Source organism: Rhodoferax ferrireducens, assembly GCF_003347515.1.
Lineage (GTDB): Bacteria > Pseudomonadota > Gammaproteobacteria > Burkholderiales > Burkholderiaceae_C > Rhodoferax.
On sequence record NZ_QEII01000274.1, the window covers coordinates 24,538 to 46,835 of the forward strand.

18 protein-coding genes are annotated in these 22,298 nt (G+C 57.4%); 2 read left to right on the top strand and 16 right to left on the bottom strand.

What is annotated here, in order from left to right; genetic code table 11:
- Window positions 1-6: 6 nt before the first annotated feature.
- From C5P05_RS14475 to C5P05_RS14550, 16 genes are all read right to left on the bottom strand, one after another.
- Window positions 7-924: a DUF7064 domain-containing protein gene (locus C5P05_RS14475; protein ID WP_114970561.1), complete on the bottom strand. Its 918-nt coding sequence runs from the start codon at window positions 922-924 to the stop codon at window positions 7-9.
- Window positions 925-1,007: 83 nt separating this feature from the next.
- A complete protein-coding gene (locus tag C5P05_RS14480) occupies window positions 1,008-1,952 on the bottom strand; it encodes a DUF7064 domain-containing protein (RefSeq protein ID WP_114970562.1) in 945 nt (314 codons plus the stop codon).
- Window positions 1,953-1,998: 46 nt separating this feature from the next.
- Window positions 1,999-2,550 (bottom strand): hypothetical protein, encoded by a 552-nt coding sequence (locus C5P05_RS14485; RefSeq protein ID WP_114970563.1) that lies wholly within the window; start codon window positions 2,548-2,550, stop codon window positions 1,999-2,001.
- Between the two features lies 1 nt (window position 2,551).
- Window positions 2,552-3,745, bottom strand: coding sequence for a phosphotransferase family protein (locus tag C5P05_RS14490; RefSeq protein ID WP_114970564.1), 1,194 nt, complete (start codon window positions 3,743-3,745; stop codon window positions 2,552-2,554).
- A gap of 55 nt (window positions 3,746-3,800) precedes the next feature.
- Complete coding sequence (locus C5P05_RS14495; RefSeq protein WP_114970565.1) at window positions 3,801-5,144, bottom strand: DUF1329 domain-containing protein; 1,344 nt, start codon at window positions 5,142-5,144, stop codon at window positions 3,801-3,803.
- A gap of 23 nt (window positions 5,145-5,167) precedes the next feature.
- Window positions 5,168-7,558 carry an efflux RND transporter permease subunit gene (locus C5P05_RS14500; protein ID WP_114970566.1) on the bottom strand — a complete coding sequence of 797 codons (2,391 nt, stop codon included), beginning with the start codon at window positions 7,556-7,558 and terminating at the stop codon, window positions 5,168-5,170.
- Window positions 7,559-7,585: 27 nt separating this feature from the next.
- Window positions 7,586-8,569 carry a WD40/YVTN/BNR-like repeat-containing protein gene (locus C5P05_RS14505; RefSeq protein ID WP_114970567.1) on the bottom strand — a complete coding sequence of 328 codons (984 nt, stop codon included), beginning with the start codon at window positions 8,567-8,569 and terminating at the stop codon, window positions 7,586-7,588.
- Window positions 8,570-8,692: 123 nt separating this feature from the next.
- On the bottom strand, window positions 8,693-10,048 hold the full coding sequence (locus C5P05_RS14510) for a DUF1329 domain-containing protein (RefSeq protein WP_198674723.1): 1,356 nt from the start codon (window positions 10,046-10,048) through the stop codon (window positions 8,693-8,695).
- Between the two features lie 21 nt (window positions 10,049-10,069).
- On the bottom strand, window positions 10,070-11,890 hold the full coding sequence (locus C5P05_RS14515; protein WP_114970569.1) for a DUF1302 domain-containing protein: 1,821 nt from the start codon (window positions 11,888-11,890) through the stop codon (window positions 10,070-10,072).
- A gap of 144 nt (window positions 11,891-12,034) precedes the next feature.
- A complete protein-coding gene (locus C5P05_RS14520; RefSeq protein ID WP_114970570.1) occupies window positions 12,035-12,313 on the bottom strand; it encodes a cytochrome C oxidase subunit IV family protein in 279 nt (92 codons plus the stop codon).
- Window positions 12,310-12,945, bottom strand: coding sequence for a cytochrome c oxidase subunit 3 family protein (locus C5P05_RS14525; RefSeq protein ID WP_114970571.1), 636 nt, complete (start codon window positions 12,943-12,945; stop codon window positions 12,310-12,312). The genes C5P05_RS14520 and C5P05_RS14525 overlap by 4 nt, the downstream gene beginning before the upstream one ends.
- Window positions 12,946-12,952: 7 nt before the next feature.
- Complete coding sequence (locus C5P05_RS14530; RefSeq protein ID WP_114970572.1) at window positions 12,953-13,684, bottom strand: hypothetical protein; 732 nt, start codon at window positions 13,682-13,684, stop codon at window positions 12,953-12,955.
- A 33-nt stretch (window positions 13,685-13,717) separates the two neighbouring features.
- On the bottom strand, window positions 13,718-14,794 hold the full coding sequence (locus C5P05_RS14535; protein ID WP_114970573.1) for a 2Fe-2S iron-sulfur cluster-binding protein: 1,077 nt from the start codon (window positions 14,792-14,794) through the stop codon (window positions 13,718-13,720).
- Between the two features lie 45 nt (window positions 14,795-14,839).
- Complete coding sequence (gene styC, locus C5P05_RS14540; RefSeq protein WP_114970574.1) at window positions 14,840-15,307, bottom strand: styrene-oxide isomerase StyC; 468 nt, start codon at window positions 15,305-15,307, stop codon at window positions 14,840-14,842.
- 11 nt (window positions 15,308-15,318) lie between these two features.
- Window positions 15,319-16,419, bottom strand: a complete 1,101-nt coding sequence (locus C5P05_RS14545) for an alkane 1-monooxygenase (RefSeq protein WP_114970575.1) — start codon at window positions 16,417-16,419, stop codon at window positions 15,319-15,321.
- 3 nt (window positions 16,420-16,422) lie between these two features.
- Entirely contained in the window at window positions 16,423-17,598 is a 1,176-nt protein-coding gene (locus C5P05_RS14550; RefSeq protein ID WP_232834498.1) for an NAD(P)-dependent alcohol dehydrogenase, read from the bottom strand.
- 174 nt (window positions 17,599-17,772) lie between these two features.
- Between C5P05_RS14550 and C5P05_RS14555 the strand changes: the two genes are divergently transcribed.
- Both C5P05_RS14555 and C5P05_RS14560 read left to right on the top strand, forming a co-directional pair.
- Entirely contained in the window at window positions 17,773-20,592 is a 2,820-nt protein-coding gene (locus C5P05_RS14555) for a LuxR C-terminal-related transcriptional regulator (protein ID WP_157979331.1), read from the top strand.
- Between the two features lie 230 nt (window positions 20,593-20,822).
- The gene (locus C5P05_RS14560; RefSeq protein ID WP_114970577.1) at window positions 20,823-22,262 is read left to right on the top strand and encodes an aldehyde dehydrogenase; all 1,440 of its coding nucleotides are present in this window, start codon (window positions 20,823-20,825) and stop codon (window positions 22,260-22,262) included.
- Window positions 22,263-22,298 lie beyond the last annotated feature (36 nt).

The window sequence follows — 22,298 nt, forward strand, 5'->3', positions numbered from 1 at the left end:
GCGTGACTACTCTGAAACAGCCAAGTTTTGCCATGGCAGGCGGAAGCCTCCTTCGCACAGCCCGTAGCCAAGGGTTCCGTCGCTGAGCCGGAATTCCATCATCTGCTCGCAGACTACAAAAGTGTCTTGGGCAAACAACCAGCGGAACAGCGGCTTGGCGCTGAATGCATAGGCTCTGCCTTTTTCATCAGTGAAGCGCCAGCGCATTTCGCGTACCGTGAACGGACAATAGTCCTCATAGTCGTTGTCATCGACAATTTCAGCCACACGCAGCCACTGCTGGCCGTCATGGAACATGCGCATATAGGCGCTTTTCCCCGAGGTGTTATCACCGCGCACACCACAAAAAACCATGCCGTTTTCAAACACCGGCCAGGCCAAGCGGTAGTGCTGCAAACTGTCCCAATTGCGCACACCGGCGGCGACGTCGCGTATGCCGATGCCCTGAAACGCACTCTGCGCTCCACGCACCACCAGATGACCGCTCACGATGCAAGGGCCTTCCAGGTGGACGTGCGCCATCTCTTCGGCAAAGGTGCCGCTGTCACCCTTGCTCATGGCGATGCAATCGGCCATCTCGTGGGTGGACGTCCACACCAGGTCCATGGCGAAATCCGCCTCGTCAAAGCGGATACGCAACTTGCGCAAGGGCTCAAGCACTTCAATATGCATACCGGCAATGTGCATGCCACCGGCTGGGCGCTCAGTCGTATAAGGTAACTGTAGATTGGTACGCGTGAAGAGAGGCAATCCATCCTGAAACACAATCAGCCAACTGTTGGCATGTCCCATATTTTCCAGCAAGCCGATCCGGATCAAGCAGCCGGTACGGGTTTTCGGGTCATAAGCATTGAAGTAATAGCTCTGGTTCCACATGGGCTCGCCATGACCAGCAACATGAGATTCGAATTTTTGGAAGTTCATAGTCTCTTAATCCTGAAGGTATGCAGTCTTGTGCTGCTGCTTCACAAGCAGCCGCACTTGTTTGACGCCCAAGTTATCGCAAATCAATAGGGCCCGACCTCACCGATGTGATTGCGGTAGGCGTCGGGCCACATCATCTCAATCCAGGCCACGCCGGGTTTTCCGTCGATTACTGCGGAACCTGCGTGTTCATTCAGACAGCAGGCCGGGTCGGGGTACAACTGAAAGCGCGATACGACCTCGACATCGAGCGTGGTCACTCGTTGGTCAGCATCGGTTACCGTGGCCGACCAGCGCTGTGCATCCAGCTTGCCGACATAATCAAAGTGAAAGTCCACGTCGGTCACCAGGGCCATGCGGCCTCTCTTAAAAACATAACCTCGCAGTTCGGTGCGGCCCATGGCCTCCACGATCCAGAAGTGCACCGAGACATCTGGCCCAGACTGGGCCTGCACCCATTTCCAGTGCTGGGTGGCGTGCCAGTCACGCGTGCCCCAACTATGGTCACGGTGGCCAGTGGTATTGAAAGCGATGACGCGATCGCCGATCCGCAAGGTTCCCACGGCGCGGCCACTCTGTTCAATGCGGTTGTCGGCGGTGTAGGGCATGCAGCCACGCTCGTCACTGCCATACGCATAGGGCGGGTGCATGGCCTCGAAATTCATATCGAGTTCAACCTTGTCAGTCTTCCAGCGAATGCGGGCTTTGTCAAAGCGAAGGTCCTGCTCCATGTGCAGACCTTCAAGGCGCCAGTCGCTGAAGTTCATGTCAGCGGAAGTTGGACGATCAGCCAATTTTTCCACGATCGGCTCCGGTCCAATTCCAGGACCGAAAATCGCCATCACCGCGCCAGCCTCGCCAGCCTGGTTAACCCAGGTGTAGGTAAACAAGGCCAGGCCTTCCTCAGGCAAGTTCAGCAGGTAGGGCACGGACTCACGTGCCTTGGGGTCGGCCCGCAGAGCGTGGCGCCCGTCATGCACGGGATCAAGGATCAGTCGCTGATCCGCTAAGACTTTGTTGTCGATCATATTATTCTCAAGTGTGGGTGTAGGGGAGATAGGTCGGGAATGCGGCTCAAGGTGCCTTGGAAACATGTGCAATGAGAGTCTTGATGGCTGGCATCGCTTGCGGATCAGCCTCCCACCCTTGGGCCAGAACCCAGGACCGATCGCGAAGCAGTTGTTCGCGGCTGGCATCAAGCACTGCATGTTCCAGTTCCAGGGTCGCACCGGCTTCGCCATGCGCACAGGCTTCGCGCACCAAAGTGCTGGTGGTGGCACGCAGTGCCCGAACAGCGCTCAGCACTTCATGGGGCTCGGCTCTGGCGCGTGTCAGTACTTCGTCGGCGCAATCGGTATCCTGCGTTAGCGAGGCCAGTATGCCGGGTGTCGCCAGATTCGTGCCGGCCAGGGTCAGCAGCCGTTTGGACAAAGCGACCAGTCGGGTCAACTCGTCGCAATCGAAGCGATATTGCAAAGGCAGTTGACGCGCCATCAAGTCGAGCAATCCCATGCACAGCTTGGCTTGCTCCTGTGCCAGTTGGTTGTTGGGGTCGATCGCCGGCAGCACGACGTCAGTCATGGCTTTAAGGATGCTCTGGATCTGGATATCGGGTCGCATTTGCATTTCAGACTCCTTTTTCAATGAGATTTCGCATGTCATCCATCAGCATGTAGCCAATCCCGATCAACCAGGTGACGAGTACATCCTGATGGGTTTTCCCGTTTCTAGCTATCCTGTAGCCGGTGCCCATGGTGAGGGTGCAAATCATGTATGCGTTGTAGATCTTGTACCAATGGAGGGTTTTGTGGTCGACTCGCCGACCGCTCGCGCGCTCGTAGGCTTCAAAGAACGCAACCTCGGTCATCAAGCCGCACACCAGAAATTGACCGTCCTCATCGCGGCCTCCGAATGCCGGGCTCGTGGTCCATGCCAAGTCCTGGTGTGGATCTCCGATATGGCCCAACTCCCAGTCAAGCCACGCAGAAATTCGGCAATCGGCCTCGGTGTAAAGGAAGTTGCCAAGACGGTAATCTGAATGCACCAAGCCGGGTTGGTCAAGTGCGGGTAGGTTGCGACGCAGCCAGGCAGCGGCCACGGCCATCATCGGCGAGTCTTCATCACAGTCCTCTTCCCAGATGCGCTCCCAGCAATTGAGGCCCCACAATGCGCATTGCGTACCAGGCGCCGGAATATCGAAGGCCGAAAGATCAGCACTGTGATAGTCCATGTTATGGATGCGGGCCAGGTGGTCGACAAACTGAGGCGCGAGGGCGTTGCGTACCTGAATCGGCAGGCTGGTGCCCAAACCGCTGACATTGCTGATAGACATGCTGGGCTTGGTGACGCCTTCAGCAAAACCGTAAACCAGCGCCGGGTAAGGCAGGAAATCACCGTGTGCGTCGCACCAGAACACGGGCGGTACCGGTACCACCGACTGGACCGCGCGGATCAACTGGAACTCCCGCAGCCGACTGGTCTCAACGATGGACTCGGAGGGCTCCATGCGCAGGACCATGCGCGTCTGTTCGCGTCCGACGCCCGGACGTTCCCAGTCGAGTACAAATGACATCTGCAGTTTGGAGGCGCCGCCCGACAACCAACGCGCCCGGGTGATCTCAAACGGCCCGATATGCCCCGAACGAATCAAGGCCTGCACGCCATTGACCAGTGTCTCAAGTGACAAGGGTGTGTAGGCCGGCCCGGCGCGGCGCTCCAGGCGGCGTGTCAGGACGCGATCAATCTCGCGTTCCGTGGGAAAGCGTTTGCGCAGGGACTCGGTCCACTGCGGCGAAGGCCTGTTTTTGTCAATCGTTAACATCGTGTCTCTTTCGTTTGTAATTCGGAGTGGTTGTGAACAAAAGTATTCCCGCGCTTCAATGACCCGCGCGCCGGAGCGCATCAGGTTGAAAATCCCGCATCCTGCCCGGAATGCCGAATGTCCATGGCGTCTTGTATTCGTTGTCGAGTCCGGTCAGCACATAGCTGTCGTTGGTCAGGTCGAACCACAACTCAAATCGGTACCAGGGCACCAGTGCGTCGTAGTACTGCAGCAATGAATGCAGCCCCACCCGCCAGAGCTTTCCGCGGGAGTCATAGGCTTCGCTGAGCAGGACCGACCAACTGTCTTCGTCGATATAAAAAAGACGCCTCGGGTAGACATGCGTCTGGCCTGCTTTAAGCCGGGCTTCAACCACCCAGACGCGGTGCAGTTCGAAACGCAGCAAGTCCGAATTTGGCGAGCCTTTACGGATGACCTCGCTGTAAGGCACGCGCTTGTCGCCGATGCGGTAGTTGTTGTAGGGCACCAGCATCTCGCGCTTGCCAAGCAACTGCCAGTCATAGAGATTCGGGCTGCCGTTGTAACCATCGTACTGGTCGACCACAGCCAAACCGTCGGAGCCATTTTGCACATTGTCGTAGGCCAGGTCAGGGGCCCGGCGCACACGACGTTGGCCAGCGTTGTAGATCCAGGCCTTGCGTTCGTCGGCGCTCAGCGGGTTGGGTTCGTGCACAAGGTAGATCGTTCCGACCAGGTCGGCGGGGCTCAGGAAGTAACCCAAATAGGAAAAAAGTCGATTCGGTACCGGTGTGTCGAAGTTCTCGTCGTAGACCCGTTGGTCGTGAAAACCGATCTTCGAGAAGTCGCCATTGGCCCGCATGACGAAGCTGTCAAAACTGCGCTCGACCCCGCCGCCCAGGTCACGCAACAAGTGATTTGAAATGGCCTCCAGCCCGTTGCGAGGTTCAGGAAAGGGAACGGTACCCTGCTTGGGAGCTGTCTCGGACCCGGTCACTGGTGGCCGTGGCTTGCTCTTGTCCGGATACCCTGCCGTGCGATGCGCCGGATACACCGGCATACGAAACTCGGGGGTGCGTGCCAGCACTGCCTGCAGGCCGGGCGTCAGGCGTTCGCGCTGTTCTTGCAGATTGGCTGCGGTAATCGTGAACAAGGGGCGTTCCCCTGCAAAGGGGTCCACATACCCCTGTTTGGACTGCCAGTTGGCAGGCGGCGCGCGCAGACCACCGGTCCAGGGTGGAATCGTGCCCGCCGCATTGCCCGCCACCTCAGCACCGACCGGGGAGAGTCCTGGTGATACGGCCAGCGCCGACATGCCGCTCAACAACTGACACGCAAGGCCTACAACTAAAAACAGCAGTCGTCGCTGTTGTGGACCTTTGTTGGAGCGATTGGCCTGCGGGATTTCTGACTTGGTCATTTGCACTGCAGGCCTCCTGTGTGTCAGGCCTTGCGGTCACGCACAAGGTAGGCCGCCAAAGCGGGCAGGAGAAGAATGGCGGCAAAAACATTGATCAAAAACATGAAGGCCAGCAAGATGCCCATATCGGCCTGGAACTTGAGCGGCGAAAACACCCAAGTCGCCACCGACACGGTCATGGTGACGGCGGTGAACAAGGATGCGGTACCCCGCTGCTTCAATGATTCGACGAAGGCCTCGCGCAAGGGCATGCCGCGTTCATGCATCTCGTGCCTGATGCGCTCAAAGAGGTAAATACCATAGTCAACACCCACCCCCACGCTAATCGCAATCACGGGTAGTGTATTGACTTTCACACCGATGCCCAGCATCGCCATGATGGCGTTGCACATCAGGGTAACCAGCGCCAGCGGGATGACGATGCACAAGGTAATGGTGATGGACCGGAAGGTGATCAGGCACAGCAAGGTGACGGCACTGAAGAGCGTCACGTTCACAATTTTATCGGCACGTTCCACCACTTCGTTGGTCGCAGCCATCACTCCAACATTGCCCGATGCGAGGCGGAATGTCACTTTATCGGAATCGTTCTCGGCCTTGAACCGGCGAACCTGATCGACGACGGCGGCGATGGTGGTCGCCTTGTGATCGGTGGTGTAAAGCGACACCGGCATCGCATTGCACTGCGAATTTCGGTACTCATTGCCGAAGCGGGTGGAAAAACCAACGGCCTGCGCAATTTGTTCCTTGGTCTCCGGTAGCATGCGCCACTTGACCCATCCTTCGGCAAAGTCCTGCGTCACCGCGGTGATGAAGGAGGCCAGGCTGCGAACCGCCGCCACACCCTCAACCTGACGCATTTCAAAGTCAAATTTTTCGAGTTTGTCCTGTACCTCGCGGCTGAGACATGGGGAGTTTCCTCCCTTCATTTCGGCGATCACCTGCAACAGATCGACGCCGATGGCGAAGTGGCTGGTGATCATCTCCACATCCTGGTTGTAGCGGGAATCCGCGCGCAGCTCGGGGACGCCCTTGCTGGTGTCTCCGATCAGGAGGTGACGCGTCTCATAGAGTGCACCCGCTGTCAGCAGCAGTCCCGCCGCGATCGGCAGCAGCGCGCCACGCCGGGTTGCCAGGAAACCGAGCCGCTCCCAGAACCAGTCACCGGCGGTCTCCATGCCGCGAAGTTTATGGGCCGAGGCCGCCGAAATTTTCATGTAGGACAAAAGGATGGGCAGCAAGACCTTGTTGGTCAGAATCATGACCGACACGCCTATCGTGGCCGTCAAGGCCAGTTCTCGAACGATCTCGATTTCAACCACGGCGATGACCATGAAGCCCAGGGCATTCGCAAGCAGGGCCGTGGTGCCGGGCACGAACAGTTTCAGAAAGCTGTTGCGTGAGGCGGTCACGCCATCGGCCCCGGCCAGGGTCTCCAGCTTCCAGGCGTTGGTCATCTGAACCGCGTGTGACACGCCAATCGAGAAGATCAGGAAGGGCACCAGAATCGACAAGGGATCCAGCCCCAGCCCCAGTATTGGCAGCAGGCCCATGAGCCAAATGACCGGGATGGTGGCGGCAACCAGCGTCCACGCCGTCAACATGGCTGAACCGGAATACCAGTACAGCAAGGCCGCAGTGATGAAGAAAGCACCGATAAAGAAATACAGCACGTTGGACGCGCCATCGGCAATGTCTGCGATCGACTTGGCAAAACCGATGATGTGCACCGAGACACGCTCGTCTTCGTATTTCGCACGGATCTTCTCAAACTGTGCCCCGACCGCCCGCAGGTCAAGGCGTTCACCGGTGTCGGGGTCTCGTTCCTGCAAGGTGGCCACGACCATGGTGGCTGTCATGTCGGTCGAGACGATGCGCCCCACCCAGTCTGACTTCAGGACGTTGGCGCGAACTTGCGCAATCTGTTCCGGCCGGCCCACAAAGTCACCAGGCACCAGGTTTCCGCTTTTGAAACCCTCTTCGACCACCTCGTTGTAACGGACGTTGGGGGTGACCAGCGACGTCAGCGAACTGCGCTCCACGCCTTTGATGTAGAAAACTTCATCCGTAACTTTTCGGACCGTGGCGAGGACGTCCTTGTCGTAGATATTCCCCTTCTTGACCTTGATCGCCAGCAGTACATTGTTGGCGCCACCAAAGTCACTCTGGTAGTCCCGAAAGGTCTGCATGAATTCGTGGTTCAGCGGGATCATCTTCGAAAATCCGGCGGTCACCTGCAGTCGCGTGGCGAAAAACCCCAACACCAAGGTGATCACGATGCCGGCAATCAGCAAGGCCAGGCGCCAGTGAAAAATGAAATAACCAATGCGGCCAATGAAGCCCTTGGAAAATTCATCAGAAACGAACTCACCGTGAATCGGCGCCTCGCTCGACTGTTTATCGTTCTTGGTCATTGTGAGATGCTTTTTTGGCGGTGGATGTTATTTACTGGAGGCGGCCAAAGACGCGCTCTTGCTGTCGGCAGCCTGATGTCCAACCGCCATGTGGCCGATGTAGACGATGTCGTTGTTGTTCAACATTCTGGCCTGCGACAGGGATGTGCCTTCAGGAGCATGTGTGTAGGTAAAAGTCTGGCCTTCATCGGCGCTCACGGCGATTAGTCCGTTGTTGCCTGCCAGGACAATGCGACCATCACGCGCTACCGATCCACCGTTCAAGGTCGACTTGGAGTTGAAGGACATTTTTTCCCAGCTCGTTCCTTGATCCTTCGATCGATAGATGTTGCCGCGCATACCGAAAGCCAGCAGGGCCCCGCTGTTGAGCTCAAGAATTCCAAAATAGGAGCCGGCGTACGGCGTTGTCAGCAGTTTCCATTGCTTTCCGCCATCCTCGGAGCGGGCCATCACACCGGTTTCTCCGACAAGCATCATCGATGTCCGGGTTTCGATCACCTTGGAGATGTGACGCTCGAAGTCTTCGGCGATGATTCGTTCACGGCGCCAGGTTTTGCCCTGATCTTCCGAAACGAGGTACAAGCCAAAGGCCCCGCACGCCACCAGGTTGCCGTTCTTCAGTAGACTGATCCCCAGTAGTGCATCCTCGCCGACATCTTTTACCTTGATGGCATCCCAGCTCAAACCGGCGTTCTCGGTTCGCAATATGGTGCCACCATGGCCGACCACCACGCCCACCTTATCGTCTGTAAATGCGACTGCGGTGAGAGAGCGCGAGCTCGCGGTGTTGAACCCTTTCCAAGTGCGCCCGGCATCTTCGGACCGCATCACCACCCCGCGTTCCCCGACCGCAACCAGTGCGTTGCCGACAACGGCAAAGTCCAGCAGTGTCGTCTTGCCGGCCTTTATCGCCACTGGCGGACTAGCCTTGTCGGGCGCGGCTATGGCCACCGACCCGCAGGCCGCCAGCATAACCGCCAGCACCGCAGCGGATCTCTTGAACGAACTCATCACATGAACCTCGATTCCATTCAACTAAGCAGGGTTTTCTGAAAGGACTAAAGATCTCGGTCCTTCCGGTTTGTTGCAGCAGTCGGCCTCGCGAAAGGCCGACTGTGCATTAGCGCCAGGTCTTTATCGGGTGCCGCGACGCCGGATGGCATCCGCCGTGAAGTCGGCCGCCTTGCCCTTGGTGCCCCATGTGTAGGCGGGCTGCTTGCGCTCGTTCGTCAGCGCGGAGAGCATGAAGTTGCCATTGCTCAGGTCGCTGTTGATGAACGGGGACTGAAACATAACCCCAGCGTCATAGGCCTGCACCAGCGGATAGCTATACGCCCGCCACAGGTTGCCACGTCCGTCATAGCCGTCGGCCTGAGCGATGGTGTAGCTGTCTTCGTCAATGTAGAAGGTCTTGCGGGCGACCACGTGCGAGGTGCCGGGCTTCAACGTTGCTTCAACAACCCATACCCGGTGCAGTTCATAACGCAGCAAGTCGGACTTTATTGAGCCCTTGTCCAACATGTCTTTGTACTTGAGCGCGGGATCTTGCAGCTTGTAGGCGTTGTAGGGGATGTACATCTCCTTCTTGCCTACGAGCTTGAAGTCAAAGCGATCCATGGCGCCCTGGAAGCCCCAGTAGTCATCGGTGGTTCGCATGCCCTCCGTGCCATCCTCAATGTTGTCATACGCCAGATCAGGGGCGCGGCGCACGCGACGCTGGCCGGCGTTGTAGACCCAAGCCTGGCGCGCTCCTTTTGTGAAGTCGACCGGATCATGGACCAAATAGATGGTGCCGACCAGAGTCTCTGGTGCATCGTAGTAACCAAAGAAGCTGAAGATGCCACCCTCGGTTCGCGGCTCCATGTTTTGCCCCTGGACCATGTCCTCGCAGAAGCCGACGCGATAGAAATCTCCACTTGCCCGTACCGGCAACCAATCGCGGCAAGTCTTATAGCCGCCGAAGAAACGCGTGCTGTGGTTGAACATCACTTCCGTCCCCGTCTTCGGAATCGGAAAGGGTGTGCCCGGTCCAACATAACCCTGAATGCTGAGGCCGTCCAGCTTGGCGGTAGCCGCTTGTTTCCTGGTGGCGTCGTACACCTCCTTCGGCTGTGCAAATGAGCGGTGTGTAGGGTAAACATTCATCGAGAAAGTCGGGTACTTCTTGATCATGGCCATCATGCCGACGGAGATCTTGTCCTTGTACTGATCGGCGTTCTTGGCATCGATCTTGAACAGTGGCTTGTCGGCCTTGTATGGGTCAGCATAGCCTGTCTCCGGCTTCCAGCCAGCCGGTGGTTTAGTCAGGCCACCGGTCCATGCCGGGATGGTTCCCTCTTTGTTACCGGCCATTTCTGCGCCGTTGGGCGTCAACTCCTTGCCCAAACGGTCGAGTTGCGCAGCATCGAGCTCGGCCCGGACTGCGGTCGCGCTAACAGTCAATACCAGCGCGCTCATTGTTAACGCGATAGTTCTTTTCGATGGTTTCATAGTTTTCTTTCCTGAATCAAGTTAAAAGCTCATGCCCGCATTCATGTAGAACGAGTCACGATCGCGCAATGGGTCATACTTTGCATTCCGGTTGTAGAACACGGCACCCAGCTCAAGGTTGTACTTCTTGGCGTAACTGAATCGAACCGCTGGCGCCAAAGACTGACGACCTTCGGAGAACTGACTGTCCAGCGAGTAGCCTTTGACGTCATGCGACCAGTACAGACTGGGGTAAACCGTCACGCCAGGAATCAGATCGTTATAGGTCAGCTCACCCTTCAGACGGTAGCCCCATGAGTTGCGTGTGAAATAACCATCGTTCTCACAGCCCGCCACATTGATGTTGCCTGGGCAGGTGCCGCCATAGGCCGGGCTGGTGCCTGGGCCGAAGATGAAGGGCCGGCCGTAACGAAGAGCGTTAGGGTCGCTTTTGTAATCTGGCAAGTTGTTGGTTTGAAGGGCCGCCTCGGCAATGAACAGATACTGGTCAGCACCAAGAATACCTCTGCCAACTTTAACTGCATTGATTTGAATTTGCGTCTTGTTCGCCAGGGTATAGCCGGGCAGATTGCCGCTGCCGGCGAAGGCTGCCACTGCTGCAGCGCCATAGGGGCCAAAGGGGATGGGGGCGCCTGCTGAAAAGGCTCCGCCTGCCCCGAGTCCAGCGAGCAACAGGTCATTGCCGTCCACTTGCACCGGCACATCCTTCGCGTGACTCAACTCCGCGCCCAGAGACCAGCCAAGCACGTTGGTGGCCGCACTGATACCAATCGTCTTAATGTCTTCTGGATACTCCCAGAAAACGGAGAACGGACTGGCCGTAGTGCTGCCTTTCTGAATCGACACGATTGGCATGCGCGAGTGAAGTTTCGTCGCGTAGAGGCCAAACTCAGTATCCAGCTTTTCTGCGCTAAAGCGATAGGCCAGACCGAACTCGCCGGAGTTTCTGGCGTCGCGTCCCTCGATGCCCGGAACGTAGGCATTGGCGGCGACTCCGGAAGGGCTGTTTGCAGTTAGCGTCACAGCGTTGTTGCAGGCACCGGTCTTGGTCGAAATGTTATTCTGGGCTACGGCCCAGTAGTTGCCGCAACTGGCTTCAATCGGGGTGTTTTTCCACTGCGCCTGCCAGAAGCCTTCCACCGTTCCGTACTCGCCCAGGCTCTGGCTGGCGTGGAGAATGGGCACTGGCAAGAAAACTTCCTTGAGTTGCGCGCCCGGCTTGCGGAACGACGGCACATCGATCGGGTTGATTTGATTCAGGCCCTGGATGAATAGACTTTCGCCCCAGTTGACGACCTGGTTGCCCGCGCGCACCTGCAATGGCTGGCCGCTCACATCAAAAGTGTTGTAGACATAGGCATCCAACAGGTAGATGCCTTTGAAGCTGTTTAAGCGCTCAAAGCCTTCGTCTGAAAGAGGCTGTTGTTGGTAGCCGTTACCTTGGTTGCCGAAACGCACCTTTTCGTCATTAAGTGCCTGGTCATACCAGGCCTTGCCCCGCAACAAGAAACCCATGTTGCCTTTCTTGACCTCCACCTCGCTGAACAGCTTGAATAAGGTGGTGAATCGATCCCCCTTGTTGTAATTCAAATTGCCTTCATCGATGGTGTTGGCACCGGTGCCGTCAGTCAACCCGATCAGCGCGCCGTTGCCCTGTCCGTACAGACGACTGTCCCGGTCAGCGGCACGCCAGCTGGAGCCCACCGAAACGGAGGAACTCCAATTGCCGGTCCAGCCGTCCCCGAACTCAAATTCTCCGGCCCATCCAGGTGCTGCCCAGGCGGCAGCCATCAGGGTTATGAGAGTCGTACGCCGAGCGCGAAGGCTGCTTCGTTTGTTCATGTTGTCTCCTGTTTTGAGTAGTCGTCTGCGTACGTCGAAAATGGGTTGAATTGTTATCTACACTAGTAAATCGTACGCAAGCATATGATATTTAAATTTACGGAAATTTAAATTAGGGATTTCCCGTAGCCACGCTGCATCGGATTAGCGCAATCCGTACCAATAGCCAATCAGGATGATGCCGACGAACAACAACACCCAGGCTTCAAACAGCAATCGCCATGCCAGTGGGGCTGTGCGCAACTCCATGAAGTGCAGAAACACCAGTCGGACCTTGAAGGCTGCGATCAGCAGCACTGCTGTGGAAGCGATGCGAGGGTTGACGCTTTGATGTTCGACCAGCCACCATGCGAGTCCGGTAGCGGCCATGAGTAGCAACCAGATCCCGGTGGCATGCGAGCGCAGAGGAGAAGATGTATTCATCGCAGCAAATAAAGCAGTGGAAACAACACGATCCAGAGTAGATCAACCATGTGCCAATAGCAGCCGCTGGATTCGATGAAAACCAAATACTGGCGGTCCATCGGTTGACTCCGGGTCTTGGCTAGGCAGACGGCCAACACGCCCATTCCGATAAAAAAATGCAGGAAGTGGATTCCGGTGAATACAAAGTAATACATGAAAAATTCATTGGTCAGCATGGTGATGCCGGCATGAATTTTTGTTGTGTATTCAAAAATTTTGCTTGCCGCGAAGCAGGTGCCAACGAGCAGGGCGAGAGCCAGGTTGCGGATAACGATAGCCCTCATGCCTTTTTTGGCCGCCTCGACGGCCAGCACCATGCACCAGCTGCTGGTTAGAAGGATCAGCGTGTTCAAGAGTCCGAAAACAGGATCAAGTGCTTGCCTGGATTTTTCATACAGTTCGGGGTTGGATACCCGCCCCACGGTGAACAGGAGGAAAAATAATCCGAAGGCAAATACATCCGCAGCGATGAACACCCAGACGCCCGGATCACCGGGCAGTTTTAATTCTCGCTGATGGGGGGAGTTGTCAGAAAAAGGGGGAGCTTTTGTACTCCCCCCCTTAAGCGTAATTTCGGCGGTATCGCTCATGTGCTGCTTAAGTTCGTTCTTCCCGTTCGATTCGGTTGATGGCCTTCAAGATATAAAAGGTCAACGTTGGGCACCATACAAACCAAATCATGAACTCAATCCAGAAGTTCAAAATTCCATCGCGAGCAAAGGCTCCGGTCTTGAAGAAAGGCATCAGACATTCAGCGACAAACATGAAACCCACCCAAATGCCATACCAGGCAAGCCATTTAGGAATAAGTGGGGTTGTACGCTTATCCCGCATGAAGCCAACACCTGCGGCAAAAAGCTGCACTGTGGTGACGGCATAGGCCAAGTCAATCAATAGCCAGGCCATGTCGTACAGCAGTTGAAGCACATAGTCCGGCAGCGCTTCCGGTCGATAGGCTCCTGCGAGCCAGAAGGAGGTTGAAACCAAAACTGGCACCACGGTCAGCCCGGCGCCCCAGACTTGCAGGTCAACCAGGATGCTGTCTTTGGGCACAATTCTCGTCATCACGCGCCCAATAGCAAGTCCCCAAACGGCATAAAGCACGGCGAAAGTCATGGAAAGGACCATCCCGGTGCGAATGGTGTTGGCCTCGGTCCGGAACCAGTTGGCGATGGTCGCGGCCGGCAGGTCCGCATTCCAGGGTGGAATGTTGTGCCCCATGATTCCCCAGAATACGATGAATACCGACATAAATACCGGTCCCATCCAGGCGCAAAAGCGCCAATATTTGAACTCGGTTGCGTCTGTCATGGTGTCTTCTTTTTTCATGGTTTTTCCATTTTGTTCGTGAGCGTGGTGTGATCAGGCAGCCGGTGCTTCGTCCCGGCCGTCTGTGAACTTGTCGTAATGGATCGCGTCCAGGGGCAGGCCGGATTCGACCAGCTTGGCAATGGCCGCATCAATCATGGGCGGCGGTCCGCACATATAGGCTTCAGCACTTGCCCAATCGATTTCCCCGGCGGCGGATGCGATGAATTCGGTCACCATCCCGCGTGCGCCCTGCCAGGCGCTGTCGGGCGGCTCGTGCGATAGCACGGGCACGAAGTTAAAGCGGTCGAGCCAGCCGGAGGCCAGGCTTTGAAGCGCGTCGAGCATGTAGAGGTCCGCTTGCGTGCGTGCGCCAAACAGCAAGGTGCACGGGCGGCGAATGCGAGTCTTGCGTGCTTGCTCCAGAACGCTGAGCAGAGGCGCCAGGCCGCTGCCGCCGACCACGCAGAGCATGGGCGAATTTCCGCCCCGGAGGTGAAAATTGCCATGGGGGGCATCGATCGTCAGGGGTTGTCCGTTCAGACCGCCGCTGAACAAGGCGTCCGTGAAGGCGCCACCTGGCACTTTGCGGATGAAAAAATTCAGGTCTGTGCGCCCCTCGCGTTGCGGTGCGTCCGCAAATGAGTAGTGGCGACTGCGCGGAAGCCCCGGCGCACGCACGCTGGCGTACTGCCCCGCCACATAGTTGACCCGACGGTCCATGCGGACCGTGACCTTCAGAATGTCATGGGTCAGCGGCTGCGTCTCGGTGATGGTGCCGGTAAAGGACTCTGGGGGGGGGACGTCTGCGCCGGGCGGCTCGATTTCGACCACAGTCAGGTCGTCGCGCGGAAATGCCTGGCAGGCCAGAATAAAGCCGGCATCCAGTTCCAGTTTGGACAGGGTGTAGCCGAATGGCGTGGCCTCCCTTACCCGGCCTTGTTTCAGGCGTGATTTGCATGAGGCACAAGTGCCGACCGTGCAGTCGTGAGGGAAGGCAATGCCGTTGGCCAATGCCGCCTCCAGCAAGGTTTGGCCGGAAGCGATATCGACGGTGAGGCCTTGCGGGAGGATATGAAGTTGCCGCTTTTTGGCAGGTCCTCCCACCAGGGATTTCAGGAATTTGAGCATGGGTCGAAGGACTCCATAATGAGGCAAGAGCCGAAAGCGGCAGTACTAGCGAAAAGCCTGTCGCGCCAGCAGAACCACCGCAATGATGGACACAACGGTGAACAAAAGTGCGGGTGCCAGTCCGATGACTGCAGCCAGGTTGGAGGGTCCGAATCGGTTGTCGCCAAGGGTCAGCGCCCGATTGGGTGACAGCAGCGCAGCCCAGTAAAAGAGGGTGTTTGCCCAGCCCGTGCCCACAAGCATCCAGCTCAGCCGCTGGCCCCCACGCAAATCGAATCCGACCACCGGCAGTATCAGGGCAGCAATCATGATCAGAAATGCATTCAGCATGCCACCCAAGTGTGTCCGAACCCAGGCGTCCGTCGGGCCCGGAATCTGCAATGGCAGGATGGCGCCGGGCCATACCTCCAGGCCGCCGAGCAGGCTGACGAGCAGTCCCACGCCCGCCAGCATGCCGATCAGGAGAATGACGGCGGCGTGGCCGATCATGCGCCGCTGTATATCAATCAACATGTGCGGCGCTTTCATCGAGCTGTGGACGCTGGCTGGGCGACCCACTCTTCCCATCCGGCATGCCTGTTCTGCTCTGCGGCCAGCTTCTGTTCTGCGGGCGAGGCGAATTCGTTGTCCCAGCGTTTCAGGGCCGGTTTGATGATCATGTTGAACCATACTGGCGGAATCAGTGCGGCAAAGAAGCAAACAAACACGCTGGGCATACGGACCGATTCCTTATGGGGAACCAATTCGTAGTACGACAGGTAAGAGTTCAAATGATGATCGGCATGGTTGGTGATTTCGAATGCCACCAGCCGCGAGAGCGGGCCGAAATGGTTCCAGACATGGCGTTTTTCAATCGGTGTGCCTTCGACCCGCACCTGACCGTAATGCTGAAAATAGTTGAAAGTCTCAACCCAGAAGCGGGCTAACACCATCGCGCTCAAGGCCAGGCCGACTGCGAGCCATCCGCCGATCACGTAGATCAGCGACTGAAACAACAGTTGTGCCAGGACGGCGCGCCAAATGTGGTGGCGAATCGACCAACGGCCGAAACCGCGTTTTTCAAGTGCGTCTGATTCGATGCGTTGGGCCAGCAGGGTGGATTCCAGTACGGCCTTGGGTGCGAATGAATACAGGGTCTCACCGCGCGCCGCGCTGTCACTGTCATCCGCCGTGCCAACGTCGCGATGATGACTCACGACATGGGCTTCCATACGTGTTGCATCAAGGTAGCAAAGCTGGGCGTAGCGTCCGACGCTACGGCCGATCCTGCCCCGGGCGTGGTAGAGCTCATGGGCGGCCGACACCAGTGGCACCACCGAAAGCCAGGCGCAGCTGATCACTGCGCCCAACATCTGCCAGCCTGTCAAGTCATGCAGGGCTATCGACCAGGCCAGCACCACGTACAAGACCGGGCCCAACAAGGTTGAAAGCCATACCGGTACGAAGGCCGCAGCTTTGTTCCGCATCTTGCGAGCGCTCAGATCCAGCGGCAGCAGGGTGTCGATGATGGCCAGGAGCGGGAAAAGGGCCAGTCCGATCCAGACATAGTTGCCGCCCAGATACAGGCCGAGCATGGCGAGCAACTGCGTCACCGGTGCCAGGTAATATTTTGTGTATTCCCACATTTTTTACTCTCCTTTGGAAAATGGTTGAAAAACGATGACGGGTTTGATCACGTCGCCACTTTCGGATGCGGCCATGGCCTCATTGATTTGGTCAAATGAGAAGGTTTTGATCAGGCGATCAAACGGCAATTTGCCGTTTTTAAAGAGTTCTATGAGCTGCGGAATGAAGACTTGCGGATCGCTGTCCCCCTCGACGATGCACTTCAAGCCGAGGCCGCGTGCGTAAATGCTCATGATGTTCAAGGGCATCATGGCGTCCGGTGGCGGAATACCGATGAGTCCGAGTTGACCGTTGGGCAGCAAGGCGTCTGCGGCGGTGGTGATGATGGCCGGAATACCCGTCGTGTCCAGCGCATAGTCAACCCCGGCGCCGCCGCCAGCGGCGCGAATGGCCGCCAGGGTGTCAGAGCCGTCACGCGGATCAATCGTTGCCGTGGCGCCCAGCTCCATGGCCAGCGCGCGCCGGGCGGCATTCGGCTCAACCAGCACCACTGCGCCGGCCCCCACCACTTTGGCTGCCATGACGGCGCTCAAGCCGACTGCACCTGCTCCGAAAATCACAATGGAGCGGCCGGGGCGAACTTTTAACGAGTTCATCACGGCGCCCGCACCTGTTTGAATACCGCAGCCCAGTGGGCCGAGCAATTCCAGGGGCAGCGCGCGGTCAACCTTGACGGCATTTTTCGCTCGTGCGATTGCCAGTGTGGCAAAGCTCGATTGGCCAAAAAAGTTGCCATGTACCAGTTCGCCGTTCTGGCTCAGCGGGGATGTGCCGTCTTCCAATAAGACGCCACCAAAGTTGAGGCCGAGGAACTGGTGGCAGTAGGCCGGTTCGTGACTTTGGCAGTTTGAGCAAGCACCGCAAGAATTGAAAGAAAAGATGACGTGGTCTCCGACGACCAAGTTAGTCACCTTGGAGCCAACGGCTTCGATGATGCCGGCGCCCTCATGCCCAAGCACGATGGGCATGGGCACTGGAAATGCGTCGCGGCAGACAATGTCGGTATGGCAAACGCCAGTTGCCACGAGGCGGACGAGCACCTCGTCATCGCGTGGCGCAGCAACATCAATGTCCTCGATGGTCAGAGGGGCTTGTTGCTTGCGCACAATGGCCGCGCGCGCTTTTCGGGCGGCCATGGATGCCTGTAAGGGTAGCCCTTCAGCTGATTGTGTGCCCATTTAAATTTCCTTGGTTGGTAAGTTAGCGTACTAACTCGTATTTGATAGAATTTGCAGGGGTACTTGACCCACCAATAGATGGGTTTTCATAAGGATTAACCCTAGGTCGGCTTTGTTCGGCAGGCTGTCATTGGGGCATTTTTCAAACCTTTTCTAAGCTTGGAACTCTTACCGGTGACACATAACGGCACCTCATTCCCGCCGCAACCCTGGCAGAGCGGAACAAGTGCTAACCCGAAGTTCTTGGGTGCGGCGGGTGGATCGCACGCCCAGCACGGTCCGCCAAGCTTTGAGTTCGATACGGTCACGACCCGGGCGATCTCCATGGTCCTCAATGCGGACCCTTTTCCGAAGCTTGTGGCGGTCTGTGCGCCGCCCGGCTATGGAAAGACGGTGTTGCTCAGCAAACTGTATGAGGCAGCCCTTGCCCGAGGCTCCCGGTGTCTATGGGTCACACTCGATGATCGCGACATTGATCACGCTTCATTGCTGCACCGGTTGAGGTACGCCTTGGAGTACGTGGGCGTTGAGGTGGGCGCGGAAGCTTTCCCACTCAAAGCCTCATTCGCCGACCGTGGCGCACCGACTGACGACATGGTCAATTTATTGGCGAGCCTGGAGGGGGAAACCGTACTTTTCATCGACAATCTCGGTTTTTGCGAAGACGAGACGACAACGCTGTTCCTTGAGCGACTCGTGTTTGCCGCCGGATCTCGTTTGCGCTTGGTTCTTTCAAGCACCCGTGAGATTCCCGTTGACATAGTTCGAGCCAAACTTGAGGTTGGCGCCTTCGAAATTCGTGCAAGCCACCTGAGTTTTGATCGTTCCAGCACGGCGTTGCTGCTTGGACAGGTCGGCATCTCGACCGCCGGCGGATTGGTCCTTGATGAGATCGTCGCCCAGACGGAAGGTTGGCCCGCCGCAGTGCGATTGTTGCAGGTGCTTTTAGCCGGTGAGGTCAACGGTCTCGACGGGGAAACGGCCCTGGATATCGGTCGCGTATTGCTGCGCTTAAGTGGCGACCACAGCGACATTGCGCAGGTGTTGACGCGCCGGGTACTCGTCGGTTTCGATCCGGCGCTTGTCCAGTTCATGATCGAGATTGCGGTGGTCCGTGAATTCAGTGCCGACTTGGCCGCTGAAATGACAGGACGCGCCGAAGCGCGGGATTGGCTCAACATGCTGGTCCGGCGCAACGTGCTTATTTTCCCGATGGACAGCAGTCGACGCTGGTTTCGCTTTCACACACTGATGAGAGCGTTCCTGATCGCGGAGGGGCAAGAGACCATGCCCGCCGAACGCCGGCGAGAAGTTCTCGATAAAGCGGCCCGGTGGCATAAAAGCCGCGGCAACAATATTGCCGCCATCAGCATAGCCCTGGAAGCTGGATCGACCTCACTCGCTCAGGAGCTGCTCGATCAAATGGCCCACGTTGTTGTCGGTGACCATGGCGAGATGGGGTCGCTGATTCAATGGGTTGATCGACTGATTGCAGCGGGGGTAAAGCCATCATTGGAGGTCCACGCCTGGTTCGTATGGGCTTTGTGCGATTCGCATCACTATGAACGTGCTCGTGAGGCCTTGGATGAATTTGACGGCCGGATCGCCGAAGGAGCGCCATTCGGGACCGAAGGCGGCAGACTTCCCGCACGGTTGTTGTTTTTGCGAATGCTTGTGAATGTGTTTATCGATAGGCTTGATTTTGCCTATGAACAAGCAAACGCGTGGCTCGCCAATGGTGAGCAAGGCGATGCCTTGTCCGTCGCCACGGTGACATCCATCGCAGGCATCGCCGAAATCGACCGCGGAGAGCTAACGGCGGCCCGTCTCCGCATGGAGCGAGCCCGCCCGGCCATTGATCGTTCGGACAGCGCCTACGGCCTCGCATGGGTAGGTATCTTGCGGGCTTGCGTCGAAATTGGACAAGCTCGTCCCGACGTGGCGGATAAGCTCCTGCTTGAGGTGCGGGAGCGCGTCGCTCGGGTGGTCGGTAACGATGCGAGCGTCGTGGTCACCCTCGATTTTGTGCATGCGCGAGCGTTGCTGGATCTTGGCCAAGTCGATAGTGCCCGCGAGCTGGCTATCCGCGGGCTGGATCGCGCAATGCATCACGGCATCATGGCATCGCTTGAACAGGGCCTTATCAGTTGCGTTGCATTTTGGGGCGATATAGGTGATCAAACGGTCACGGAAGAGCTCCTGGATCGGGTGTCGCACAGCTACCCGCCGCGAGGGCGAGTCCTGCTGGGTGCCAGCAAGGTACGCAGGCTGCTTGAGCTGAATCGGTATGCAGACGCACTCAAAGAAGCCGAACGGGTTGGCTTGACGACAAGCAGTAAACCGGTTGAGGCGACGCTGATGCGCGATCGCGGCGACTGGATGCTCGCTCGTATTGAGCTGGATTTGGCCCAGGGTTTGTGCGATCTTGTTCTGGAGCAAGTCGATGCACGCCTCAAAGAGGCGCGTCTCCAAGGCCGCGACCGCGATCGCATTGAACTGCTGTTAATTGCAGCGGACGCGCATCAACGTCTCGGGCAAGCGCGTATGGCCCTGCGTAATTTCTCAATGGCAGTCGTTTTGGCTTCGCCCGGTAAGGTCGTTCACCCTTTCAAGGTCCGAACCGGATTATTGCGGAAATTGTTGACAAGCAGTGACGGCAAAGAATTGGGACTGATCCAGCCCTCCGAGAGATCGTTTTTTGAACGACTTCGCATTGACGAGCAAGCCCAGTCTGCCACTGGAGACGTCCAGACTTCGCCTCTTCGTCCAGACGATGAAGAGGACTCAACTACCGCAGGCGTCCCCACACTGCGGGAGATTCAACTACTGTCGCTTCTGGACGAGGGACTGAGCAACGAGCAGGTTGCGGACCGCATGTCACTGTCGGTGCCGACAGTCAAATGGCATCTTCACAACGTTTACGGCAAGCTCGGCGTTCGCAGCAGATCTGCTGCGCTGGCGCGCGCCAGAGCCTTGAAGCTGGTGGGTCGATAAAGATTCCGTTACGCTGAAATTGAAGCACCGCGAGGCGGGTCTCCAAGTTGAATTCGGGAAAACACCAATGCTTGTTGGTATTTTGATGCGCTAGTATACTTTACGAAGTAATACTATTAGGCAGGAGACTAGTTGGTGGCGGCATGCTGCGCCGACCGTTTCGCGAGTCGGCTTCTCCTTGGAAGAGCCGCTTTCTGCTTACACCTCATCAGCAATAGAAAGAGTATTTCATGCAGACACATCATCAGACCTTGTTCATTGATGGCGAGTGGATCAAGCCGTTCTCGTCAAACCGCATCGAGGTCATCAGCGCGACCACCGAGGAAGTGATCGGTAGCGTGCCCGAAGGCAGTGAGGCCGATATCGACCGCGCGGTCGCCGCCGCACGCCGTGCGTTGAAAGAGTCTGCGTGGGCGACTTGTTCGCCAGCAGAGCGCGGAGAGGCGCTGAATCGCTTTGCCGATGCACTGGAAAAGCGCGGAGCGAAGCTGGCTCAAGCTGTGAGTATGCAGAACGGCATGCCCATCAACACCGCGGATCAGCTTGAAAGTGGCTACACCGTCGCGTTGATGCGTTACTACGCAGCCTTGGCGATCAATATGCAAGTGGAGGAAAGTCGAGCATCGCCGTTGGGGTTCAATACCCTCGTGCGGCGAGAGCCCATTGGCGTGGTGGGTGCCATCATTCCATGGAACTTCCCGGTGATTTTGTCCATGATGAAGATCGGACCCGCCTTGGCGGCGGGTTGCACCATCGTTCTCAAACCTTCTCCCGGCACTGTACTTGACAGCTACATCGTCGCAGAGGCCGCTGAAGAAGCCAAGTTTCCGCCGGGTGTGATTAACTGGGTGCCGGGCGGGCGTGAGCTGGGTGCCTATCTGGTATCCCACCCAGGCATCGACAAAGTGGCATTCACGGGTTCGACGGCTGCCGGACGGTCGATTGCGCAAGCGTGTGGCAAGCTGCTACGCCCGGTCAGCCTGGAACTTGGTGGAAAATCTGCCGCGATCATTCTTGAAGATGCGAACCTCGATGCTGTGCTGCAAGGATTGCCGTCAGTTTCCCTGACTAGCAACGGTCAGGCGTGTTTCTCATGCACCCGTATCCTGGTGCCGAGCCGCCGCTATAAAGAAATCGTCGACGCTATTTCGGCCACGGTTTCGTCTTACGTGGTGGGTGATCCCTTGGACCGTGCAACCCAAATTGGACCAATGGGGTCGTCCATTCACCGGGATCGGGTCGAAGGTTACATTGCGAAAGGCAAGTCCGAGGCAAAGCTGGTGGCTGGCGGCGGACGCCCCAGCGACCGCACCCGCGGCTGGTTCGTGCAGCCGACCGTGTTCGCCGATGTGAGCAACTCTTCGACCATCGCGCAAGAGGAAATATTCGGGCCGGTACTTTCGATCATTCGTTATCACGACGAAAACGAGGCCGTGCGTATTGCAAACGACTCGGCGTACGGGCTGGGTGGTACGGTTTGGTCCGTTGACCATGAGCGCGCGCTAAATCTGGCACGTCGGGTGGAATCGGGAACCATCGGCATCAATGGCTACATGCCAGATTTGAATACACCTTTCGGCGGCGTCAAAGCAAGTGGACTTGGCCGCGAGATGGGACCGGAGTCTGTAGCCGCTTATCAGCAGCTGAAATCGATCTATCTGCTGGGCTGAGAGGTTGCGGTGGCCGTACGGCGCCGGATGACTTTG

Excerpts from the sequence above, each read along its gene's own strand:
- C5P05_RS14550 (WP_232834498.1), bottom strand. The coding sequence starts at position 17,598 with ATGGGCACACAATCAGCTGAAGGGCTACCCTTACAGGCATCCATGGCC.
- C5P05_RS14535 (WP_114970573.1), bottom strand. The coding sequence starts at position 14,794 with ATGCTCAAATTCCTGAAATCCCTGGTGGGAGGACCTGCCAAAAAGCGG.
- C5P05_RS14510 (WP_198674723.1), bottom strand. The coding sequence starts at position 10,048 with ATGAAACCATCGAAAAGAACTATCGCGTTAACAATGAGCGCGCTGGTA.
- C5P05_RS14475 (WP_114970561.1), bottom strand. The coding sequence starts at position 924 with ATGAACTTCCAAAAATTCGAATCTCATGTTGCTGGTCATGGCGAGCCC.
- C5P05_RS14490 (WP_114970564.1), bottom strand. The coding sequence starts at position 3,745 with ATGTTAACGATTGACAAAAACAGGCCTTCGCCGCAGTGGACCGAGTCC.
- C5P05_RS14480 (WP_114970562.1), bottom strand. The coding sequence starts at position 1,952 with ATGATCGACAACAAAGTCTTAGCGGATCAGCGACTGATCCTTGATCCC.
- C5P05_RS14560 (WP_114970577.1), top strand. The coding sequence starts at position 20,823 with ATGCAGACACATCATCAGACCTTGTTCATTGATGGCGAGTGGATCAAG.
- C5P05_RS14530 (WP_114970572.1), bottom strand. The coding sequence starts at position 13,684 with ATGAAAAAAGAAGACACCATGACAGACGCAACCGAGTTCAAATATTGG.
- styC (WP_114970574.1), bottom strand. The coding sequence starts at position 15,307 with ATGTTGATTGATATACAGCGGCGCATGATCGGCCACGCCGCCGTCATT.
- C5P05_RS14505 (WP_114970567.1), bottom strand. The coding sequence starts at position 8,569 with ATGAGTTCGTTCAAGAGATCCGCTGCGGTGCTGGCGGTTATGCTGGCG.
- C5P05_RS14515 (WP_114970569.1), bottom strand. The coding sequence starts at position 11,890 with ATGAACAAACGAAGCAGCCTTCGCGCTCGGCGTACGACTCTCATAACC.
- C5P05_RS14520 (WP_114970570.1), bottom strand. The coding sequence starts at position 12,313 with ATGAATACATCTTCTCCTCTGCGCTCGCATGCCACCGGGATCTGGTTG.
- C5P05_RS14545 (WP_114970575.1), bottom strand. The coding sequence starts at position 16,419 with ATGTGGGAATACACAAAATATTACCTGGCACCGGTGACGCAGTTGCTC.
- C5P05_RS14485 (WP_114970563.1), bottom strand. The coding sequence starts at position 2,550 with ATGCAAATGCGACCCGATATCCAGATCCAGAGCATCCTTAAAGCCATG.
- C5P05_RS14495 (WP_114970565.1), bottom strand. The coding sequence starts at position 5,144 with ATGACCAAGTCAGAAATCCCGCAGGCCAATCGCTCCAACAAAGGTCCA.
- C5P05_RS14500 (WP_114970566.1), bottom strand. The coding sequence starts at position 7,558 with ATGACCAAGAACGATAAACAGTCGAGCGAGGCGCCGATTCACGGTGAG.
- C5P05_RS14525 (WP_114970571.1), bottom strand. The coding sequence starts at position 12,945 with ATGAGCGATACCGCCGAAATTACGCTTAAGGGGGGGAGTACAAAAGCT.